The sequence below is a fragment of the Acuticoccus yangtzensis genome (genome assembly GCF_001927245.1).
Lineage (GTDB): Bacteria > Pseudomonadota > Alphaproteobacteria > Rhizobiales > Amorphaceae > Acuticoccus > Acuticoccus yangtzensis.
This window is the reverse complement of sequence record NZ_MJUX01000017.1, coordinates 19,315-28,358: the sequence shown is the minus strand read 5'-3', so window position 1 is coordinate 28,358 and position 9,044 is coordinate 19,315. Positions and strand designations below refer to the sequence as shown.

At 69.6% G+C, this 9,044-nt stretch carries 4 protein-coding genes; all 4 read left to right on the top strand.

What is annotated here, in order from left to right; all coding sequences use genetic code 11:
- Positions 1–604: 604 nt before the first annotated feature.
- The 4 genes from BIX52_RS23135 to BIX52_RS22030 all read left to right on the top strand — a co-directional run bounded on the left by BIX52_RS23135 (position 605) and on the right by BIX52_RS22030 (position 8,875).
- The gene (locus tag BIX52_RS23135; protein ID WP_108676661.1) at positions 605–2,497 is read left to right on the top strand and encodes a sulfotransferase family protein; all 1,893 of its coding nucleotides are present in this window, start codon (positions 605–607) and stop codon (positions 2,495–2,497) included.
- Positions 2,498–2,960: 463 nt separating this feature from the next.
- Positions 2,961–6,161 (top strand): glycosyltransferase, encoded by a 3,201-nt coding sequence (locus BIX52_RS22040; protein ID WP_075223268.1) that lies wholly within the window; start codon positions 2,961–2,963, stop codon positions 6,159–6,161.
- A gap of 55 nt (positions 6,162–6,216) precedes the next feature.
- The gene (locus BIX52_RS22035) at positions 6,217–6,960 is read left to right on the top strand and encodes a hypothetical protein (protein ID WP_075223267.1); all 744 of its coding nucleotides are present in this window, start codon (positions 6,217–6,219) and stop codon (positions 6,958–6,960) included.
- Between the two features lie 544 nt (positions 6,961–7,504).
- Positions 7,505–8,875, top strand: a complete 1,371-nt coding sequence (locus BIX52_RS22030) for a nucleotide sugar dehydrogenase (protein ID WP_245803273.1) — start codon at positions 7,505–7,507, stop codon at positions 8,873–8,875.
- Positions 8,876–9,044: the final 169 nt, after the last annotated feature.

The window sequence follows — 9,044 nt, the reverse complement described above, 5'->3', positions numbered from 1 at the left end:
CCTTTTTCAAGGGCCGGGCCGCTTTGCGCAGCACCCGGAGGCACCCTCGGGTGCCAATGACACCAGGGCGGACGCGGCACTCGAAAGCTCCGATCCACCACCCGGGAGCGCCGCTCTAAAGCCTCGCCCCCGACCCGTCAACCCCCTCTCCAAGAAGAGGAGAATGACCCGAACTTCGCCGCTTTTTCAAAAGCTTGGAAGTCCCTCCGCGCCGCCGGCCAGCCCCTGAAGGCCGCCCCGCCGCTGCGGTGAACGGGGGTATATGGGCCCCGCCAAACCCGGTCAACCCACAAAATTCATCACAACGTCATACGGCGCGAACCGGCTCCGCCCCCTGGGGATAAGCAGGGGATCATCGAGGGATCGGGCAGGGGCGCGCGAGCCAGAACCACCCCCATGGCTGGTATCGGGCCTGGTATCGCCCCCGGCATGACGCCCGCCACGTCCACTCGGGATGCGGCGCTCCAGCCCCGCGGGAGCGGCCGGCACCGGGGAGCGCGGGATTGGCAAGCCCCGCCGCTTTGGCCACATTGTGCACCTTGCCGCCGACCGCCCGCACGGGCCAAACACATCCCGTCCCCGTCGGGACGTGGCGAAGGATACGATGCGCAAAGTGATTTTCCTGGCGGGTGCCGCGGGGTCCGGCCTCACCACACTCGCCGCAGCCCTCGCGGCGAGCGGCTTCGAAACGGCCCACCCGTCCAGCCCCCACGGCCCGAACGAGCGCATCACGGCCGGCGCCGTCCCCGCCATCGGCGCCTTCAACCGCGCCCTCCTCGCCCTCGCCGGACACCGCCCGGACCGTATCCCCCTCACCCTCGATTTCGCCTCTTTGGCCCCCGCATCGCTGACCGAGTGGGCCGGGGACGCCCTGCTGCCGGGTGCGCGCGCCGCCCTCGCCGCGGACATCCCCTTGACCCGCGGGCACACCGACAGCGCCGGAGGAGGGGGCATCGTCTGCCAGGACGCGGGCTTCGCCTTCACCCTGCCGCTCTGGCTGCGCGTCGCCCAAGAGGCCGGCCTCTCCTGCACGGTCGTCATCGTCCATCGCAGCGCCGTCGCCCTCACCGGCGCGCTGCAGCGCCAGTGGCATGGTGCGGGACATGGTGAGGGGCAGGGCGCCGATGAGCGCGAGGGCCAGGACTTCGCCGCCGCCACCTCGCGCATCATGGACACCTGGCTCTCCCTTCTCGCCGCCGCCCCGGCGGGAACGCCCGTCGTCTCCTACGAGGCCTTCACCGCCGACCCCGCCGGAACCCTCGCCTCACTCGGCCTCGAAAGCCGGGCTGTGGAGGAGGGGACGGGCGCACGAGGGCCAACGGCGCCCGACCTCGGCTTCATCCGCAGCGCCCGTCCCCTGCCGCCCCTGCCGCGCCCGCTTCTGCCCGCCCCGCTGCGCGCCTTCGACCAGCGCCTCGCCGAGGCCCACGGGACCGCGCCCGAAGGCGGCCCCGTCGACCCCGCCCAGGTCGCCGCCGAAACCCGCCGCCGCGCCAGCGAAAAGAGCTTCGCCGGCCACACCCTCCTTCTGGGCGCGAAGGACCTCCTCGCCGCAGCCCCCCTCTTCGCCCCGCCCGCCGAGGCGCCGCTGCCCGAAACCGCCCTCAGGGAGGCCGCCCGCATCGCGGCACCGCTTCCCATCGCGGCACCGGCGGCCCTCGCCGCAGCGCCGCCCCTCGCACCGTCCCCCCTCGGCGCACCGGCCACGCTGCGCACCCCGGCGCCGCGCCCGGTCATCGTCCACTGCCACATCTTCAAGAATGCCGGCTCCTCGGTCGACGTCGTCCTGAAGGAGCATTTCGGCGCGCGCTGGGTGACGCACGAATTCCCCACCCGCAACGGCCTCTCCAACGCCGACCTCACCCACGCTTATCTGCGCGCCCACACCGGGCTCGACGTCCTCTCCACCCACACCGGGGACTGGTGGCTCGGCCACGACGGCAACGGGCTCACGGTGCTGCCGATCATCTTCCTGCGCCACCCGCTCCTGCGCATCCGCTCCGCCTACAGCTTCGAGAAGAAGCAGGCCGCCGACACGCTGGGGGCGCGCCTTGCCAAGGCGAACGACTTCCCCGGCTACGTGAAGGCCCGCCTCGACCGGCCGAACGACCTCGCCTTCCGCGACTTCCAGGCCCATCGCCTCGCCGCCTACGAGGCGCGCCTCACCGCCGACCTCTACAGCACCGCCATGCGCGCCCTCGACCGCGCCCCCTTCATCGGCCTGGTGGAGGATTTCGCCGGATCCGCCGCGAGGCTCGACGCGCTGATCGCCCCGCACTTCCCCGGCTTCAAGGCCTACAGCGCCCGCGCCAACACCACCGACAGCTCGGACGCCACGCCGGGCGAAAAGCTCGCCCGCATCCGCGAAGAGCTCGGCGAAGAGGTTCATGACGAGCTGAGCGCGGCCAACCGGGTGGACTTCGCCCTGCACGACGCGGCGATGGCAAGGTGGCCCGCCGCCGCCCCGCCGCCGGCGCACCGCGCCGCCGCCCAATAAGGCCGCCGCCCGTTCGGCGTTCAGCGTTCAGCGTTCGGCGTTCGGCGTTCGGCGTTCGGCGTTCGGCGTTCGGCGTTCGGCGTTCGGCGTTCGGCGTTCGGCGTTCGGCGTTCGGCGTTCGGCGTTCGGCGTTCGAGCAACGCCCCGGAACCGGCCAGACGCAACCTTGTATTGATGCGGGCGCTCCCATACACCCGCCCGCCGCGACACGGCCGCAAACGTATTGCCCGGCCCCTCGCCGCAGCGCCGCCCGCACCGTTACAGATCGAACAGCCACACGCACGTAAAGACATCTTCTCTACTGCAAAAAGGCAAGTTGATTTATTCACATTTTCGGCAACTCAAAGCAATATTTCTTAAAGTTGCGCTTGTGACGCTTTCCCGCTAGCACATTCCGAGCCGGTCTCGCTCCGAACAGAGCCGACACGGCCCCCAAGAGAGCGCACCCAGCAACGGACCGTCCATGACCACTCTTCCGCCGGGGATCAACGCCGTCATCGCCTTCGACGGGGTGGCCGAAATCATGTGCCGGGACGAGGCGGCCCTGTCGGCCCTCACCGTGCGCTGCGGCAGCGAGAGCGTTCCCGTCACCCCCGCCGCGGAGCTGCGCCGCACGCCGGGCGTGGTCGCCGGGCCGGGCATCCTGGCGGACCTCGCCGTCGCGGTGAAGGGCGGGCCGGTCCTCAAGACCACCCTCAACAACGATCCCAAGTGGACGGTGGCCGGCGGCAAGACCCTTTCGGTCTGGTTCAACGAGCCGGCCCCGAAGGCGGTGCTGACGATCGCCCCCGAAGGCCGGGACGGCATCGCCATCGGACCGCGCAGCTACCGCGTCAGCGCGCTCGCCGCGGCGCACAGGATGACCGGCAGCCTCGTCTTCGAGACCCTCGGCGACCAGGGCCAGGTGCTCGCCAAACACTCCGTGCCGGTGCGCGCCGAGCACTTCGGCGGACCGAGCGCGGCCAACCATGCCCCTGTCAGCCTGATCCTGCCGGCCCACCCCAAGGCGCGGCTGATCGCCATCTCCTTCGCCCTCGACACCCTGGCCGAGGCCGCCGCCAAGGTCCCGCCGGTGCTCTTCCTCAGCGAACTGCGCGTCGCCGTCCACACCGGCGCCCCTGCGGTGCCGGAGGGCCTGCGCCTCGGCGAACCCAATGCCGGCGGCCTCGTCGGCCGCGCCGATCTTTCGTCCTGCGGCGAAGGCGCCGTGGAGATCGTCCTGCGCGCCGCAGGGGGAAGTGCCTCAGGTGAGATCGGCGAGGCCCGCTGCACCCTGCCGCTGCCGCCGATGACCCGCGTCACCGGCGAGCCGGCCGGCCGCCACGCCATCGCCCTCGCCGCGGAGACCAGCGGCACCTACACGCTCTATATCGACGACGTCTTCGCCGGCCCCGTCGCCATCGGCACCACGCCCGCCACCCTCACCCTCCCGCGCCAGTTCCTCAACGGCGCCGAACGTGTGATCGCGGTGCGCGACCTTTATGGCATGCGCACCCTGTGGCGCACCGTGATGGTGCTCGCCGGCCTCTCCACCCCCTATACGACGCTGCAGCGCGAGGGCGGACGGCCCGTGCCGATGCCGCTCGCCAACGAGGCGCGCTACCGCTACGGCGCCCTGGAGGCCGCCCTCGCCGCAGGGCTCAGCCCCGAGGCCGCACGCCAGACCGTCCACGCGCACCGCGTTCTGGGGCTCGGCTTCGAGATGCTGGACTCCTCCGACATCAAGCCGCTCGCCTTTCCCGAGGTGGAGTCGCCGGACGTCTCGGTCGTCGTCCCCGCCCACAACAAGTTCGAGATCACCTATCACGGCCTGTGCGCCCTGCTGCTCGCCCGCTGCAAGGCCTCGTTCGAGGTGATCGTCGTCGACGACGGCTCCACCGACCGCACCACGGAGCTCGGCGAGATCGTCTCCGGCATCACCGTCGTGCGCAACGAGACGCCGCAGCGCTTCATCCGCGCCTGCAACGCCGGCGTCGCCGCCTCCAAGGGGCGCTATGTCGTCCTCCTCAACAACGACACCGAACCCACCGTGGGCTGGCTCGACGCCCTCATCGACCCGTTCCAGCGATTCGGGAATGTCGGCCTGACGGGCGCCAAGCTCCTCTATCCCGACGGCACCCTGCAGGAGGCCGGCGGCATCATCTGGCGCTCCGGCAATCCGTGGAATTATGGGCGCGGCGCCAACCCGATGGACCCGCGCTTCTCCTACGTGCGCGAGGCCGACTATCTGTCCGGCGCGGCGATGATGACGACGCGCGCCATCTGGGACGAGGTCGGCGGCCTCTCGGCCTATCTGGAGCCGATGTACTTCGAGGACACCGACTTCGCCTTCAAGGTGCGCGCGGCCGGCTACCGGACGATGTTCGCCCCCGCCTCCGTCGTCTTCCACCACGAGGGCAAGACCTCCGGCACCGAGGTCACCTCCGGCATGAAGGCCTTCCAGGAGGTCAACCGGCCGAAGTTCAAGAAAGAGTGGGCCTCCGCCTTCCGCAACTTCAGCCCCGAAGGCGTCGAGCCCGACCTCGAGAAGGACCGCGGCATCGTCGGGCGCGTCCTCTTCATCGACTATGCGACGCCGCGACCGGACCGCGATGCCGGCTCCTATGCCGCCTGGGAGGAGATGAAGCTCGTCCAGGCGCTCGGCTTCAAGTGCACCTTCCTGCCGCGCAATCTCGCCCATCTCGGCCACTATAAGAGCGATCTCGAGGATCAGGGCATCGAGGTCATCACCACGCCCTTCTTCATCTCCATCCCCGAATTCCTGGAAGCCCGCGGCTCCGAATTCGACGTCGTCTACATCACCCGCTACGGCGTCGCGCGCGACGTCATCGACTGGGTGCGCAAGTCCGCCCCCCAGGCCAAGGTCATGCTGATGAACGCCGACCTTCACTTCCTGCGCGAGATCCGCGAGGCGGAGGCCAGCGGCGACCCGGGTGCCTTCGCCAAGGCCGAGGCGACCCGCATCGACGAGCTGGAGGCGATGGCGCGCTGCGACCTCACCCTCTCTTATAACGAGGTGGAGCATTCGGTGATCGCCAGCCATGCTCTGGGCCGGGTGAAACTTGCCAAATGCCCCTGGGTGGTGCGCCTGCGCGACGACATCCCGCCCTTCGAGGCGCGCTCCGGCACCGCCTTCCTCGGCGGCTTCAAGCACCCGCCCAACCGCAGCGCCGTCCTGTGGTTCGTGGAAAAGGTCATGCCCGAGCTCGTCGCGCGCGGCGCGGGCGGCGACTTCTCGGTCTATGGCAGCGCCATGCCGCCGGAGATCCGCGCCCTGGAGGAGACCCACGCGGGCGTGAAGACCCCCGGCTTCGTCGAGGACGTGAACACCCTTTATGACAGCCATAAGATCTTCGTCGCCCCGCTGATCGCCGGGGCCGGGCTGAAGGGCAAGGTGGTGGGCGCTCTGGCGGCCGGAATCCCGTGCGTGCTGTCGCCGATCGCCGCCGAAGGCATCGGCCTCAGGAGCGGCTATGACTGCCTGATCGCCCGCGAACCGGCCGACTTCGTCGAGGCCATCGCCCGGCTCGACACCGACCCCGCCTTGTGGGCCAAGCTGTCCGCCAACGGCCGCGATCTGGTGGAGGAGCATTATTCCTTCGCCGCCGGACGCGATCTGATGCGCGAGGCCTTCCACAAGGTCGGCGTCTATTCCACGCTCTGAGGCCGGCCCCGCCTTCCCCCCTCTCCCTCGCCCCCGCCTGATCGAAGGATATCGCGTGCCGGACGTCGCCCCATCGCACCCCGTCTACGTCTGCACCCACCACAGGTGCGGCACGGTGCTGATGCGCAACATCTTCACCCGCTACACGAAGTTCGCCCCGCACACCTTCTTCAAAGGCGATCCTGCGGCGGCCCCGGCCGAGTGCGACATCGTCCAGGATGCCCATTCGCGCAGCCCTCTCGCCCTGGCGGGGGAGGGGATCCATCTGGTGCGCGACCCCTTCGACCTCCTGGTCTCGCACGTGCGCTACCACGAGAAGACGATGAGCCCGACCGAACCGCCCAATGCCGAGCGCATGGCCGACGGGCGCACCTACAAGGAGCACCTGTGCGCGCTGCCGGACCTCACCGCCAAGGCGATGTTCGAGCTCGACCATGTCTGCGGACGCACGCTGCGCACGATGCTCGCCTTCGACTACGACAACCCGCGCTTTTTGAACCTGCCGCTCGATGTCTTCCTGGAACCGGAGCCGGCCGGGCGCGCCGCGGAGGCGATCGCCGCGCGCTTCGCGCTGTTCGGACGCCACGCGGAGATCCTGAAAGGGGCCGTCCTGCACTTCGTCAGCAAGGCCGAGCACATCAAGCAGAGCCATGGGACGCGCCAGCCCGGAGCCGCTCCCGCCAAGAGCCTCCTGTCGAAAGAGGTGGCGGAGCGCCTTTATGCCGAGTTTCCCCGCGCTGCCGAGGTCGAAGCCCGCCTCGCCGCCTGGACGACGCCCGAAAGCGCCCAATGGAGCTGAAACCCAGCCTCAAGGTGCGCGGTGCGCGGTAGGCTAGAAAAGCGCCTCAAGTAGCGCGAATCGCGATAGGCCGAGAAAAACCCCGCTCGGGCACTCACCAAAGGACAGGCTTGGTCTGTCCCCCGGACCCGGCCATCACGAACTGGCTCTGCCAGCAGACGGGGTCCCTGCACAAGGGACGCCTTCGGCTCTGCGCCCTTGTGCAGGGACCCCGTCTGCTGGCCGGCTGGCGTCCGCGACGGCCGGCTCCAGAGGACAGACCAAAGCGGCACCCCCTCCTGTGACGCGGCGGAACGCAGCGCCCCGATGAATGGGCTCCAAGACATGACCGCGCGAGGTTCTTCGATCCACCGCGAGCATGGTCGCCCGCTTCGAGCAGTGCGAAGGCGGCGGCGGTAATCCCGCTGTGTACACCAATGGCCGGCTTCTTTAAGAGCCGCGCTTTGAAGGCCCGCGGACATGCCGGGCCGGCGAGCAATCGAGAGAAGACGTGGCATGAAGATCTGTCCGGCGGGCGCTGCAGCGCCGCAACATGGCGTCCCACGTGACCGCTGAGACGTCCGCAACAGAGACATCCGGTGCGCAAGAAGGTCTCCTCGCCGTCATCGGCCTCGGCTATGTCGGCCTGCCGCTCGCCGTCGCCTTCGCCGCAGTGCGCCCCGTCATCGGCTTCGACGTCGATGCCCGGCGCGTCGCCGACCTCACCGCCGGCCACGACATCACCCGCGAGGTCGACGCCGAGGCGCTCTCCGGCGCCGCGAACCTCACCTTCACCGCCGACCCCGAGGCGCTGCGCCGGGCCTCGGTCTTCATCGTCGCCGTGCCGACCCCGGTCGACGGGGCCAAGCGGCCCGATCTGTCGCTCCTGGAGGCGGCATCCCGCACGGTCGGCCGTGCGTTACGCGAAAGTACGGTCGGCCGTGCGTTGGGAGAGAGTACGGTCGGCCGTGCGTTGAACGCGGCGGGTCCGATGCCCCTCGTCGTTTACGAATCCACCGTCTTTCCGGGCTGCACGCGCGCGGTCTGCGTGCCCATCCTGGAGGCCGAGTCCGGCCTGCGCCTCGACGAAGGATTCGCCGTCGGCTACAGTCCCGAGCGGGTCAATCCGGGCGACAAGGCGCACCGGCTCGACACCATCGTCAAGGTCACCTCGGGCTCCAGCCCTGAAGCGGCCGAACGCGTCGACGCCCTCTACCGCGCCGTGGTCACCGCCGGCACCCACCGCGCCCCCTCTCTGGAAGTCGCCGAAGCCGCCAAGGTCATCGAGAACACCCAGCGCGACCTCAACATCGCGCTGATGAACGAGCTCGCCATCCTCTTCCACCGGCTCGGCCTCGATTCCCGCGAAGTCTTCGACGCCGCCGGCACCAAGTGGAACTTCCTCAAGTTTTCGCCCGGCCTGGTGGGCGGCCACTGCATCGGCGTTGACCCTTATTACTTGACCTCCCGCGCCCAGGAGGTCGGCTACCACCCCGACGTCATCCTCGCCGGCCGGCGCATCAACGACGGCATGGGCGCGCATGTGGCGGCCCGCGTGGCCCGCCTCATGATGGGCCGGCGCCTTCCCGTCGTGGCGAGCCGCATCCTGGTGATGGGCCTCACCTTCAAGGAAAACTGTCCTGACCTTCGCAACACGCGCGTCATCGACGTCATCGCCGAATTGCAGGCGATGTCGGCCGAGGTCGACGTGTGGGATCCGTGGGTGGATCCGGCCGAGGCCGAACGCACCTACGGCGTGACGATGTTGGCCGAGACCCCGCAGTCCAGTGTCTACGACGCGATCATTCTCGCCGTGGCGCACGGCGTCTTCGTCGATCTGGGACCCGCGGCGATCCGGGCGTTCGGCACTCCGCATGCGGTCCTCTTCGATGTCAAAAGCGTCTTCGCCAAGGCCGACAGCGACGATCGTCTCTGACGGCATCCGCGCAGCTGATTCAGCCTTGCGGGGCCCGGCGAAACCCTGATGACGATCCCGTCCATCCAGCCGAGGCCGAAACGGGCGGGGATGGTGCCGCACCGACCGTCCCTCTGGGGGACCGGATCGCCGATGCGGGCCGCGGTTGCGACGCGATTTCTGTAACCCG

Coding starts and splice junctions, on each gene's coding strand:
- BIX52_RS23135 (WP_108676661.1), top strand. CDS start 605: ATGCGCAAAGTGATTTTCCTGGCGGGTGCCGCGGGGTCCGGCCTCACC.
- BIX52_RS22040 (WP_075223268.1), top strand. CDS start 2,961: ATGACCACTCTTCCGCCGGGGATCAACGCCGTCATCGCCTTCGACGGG.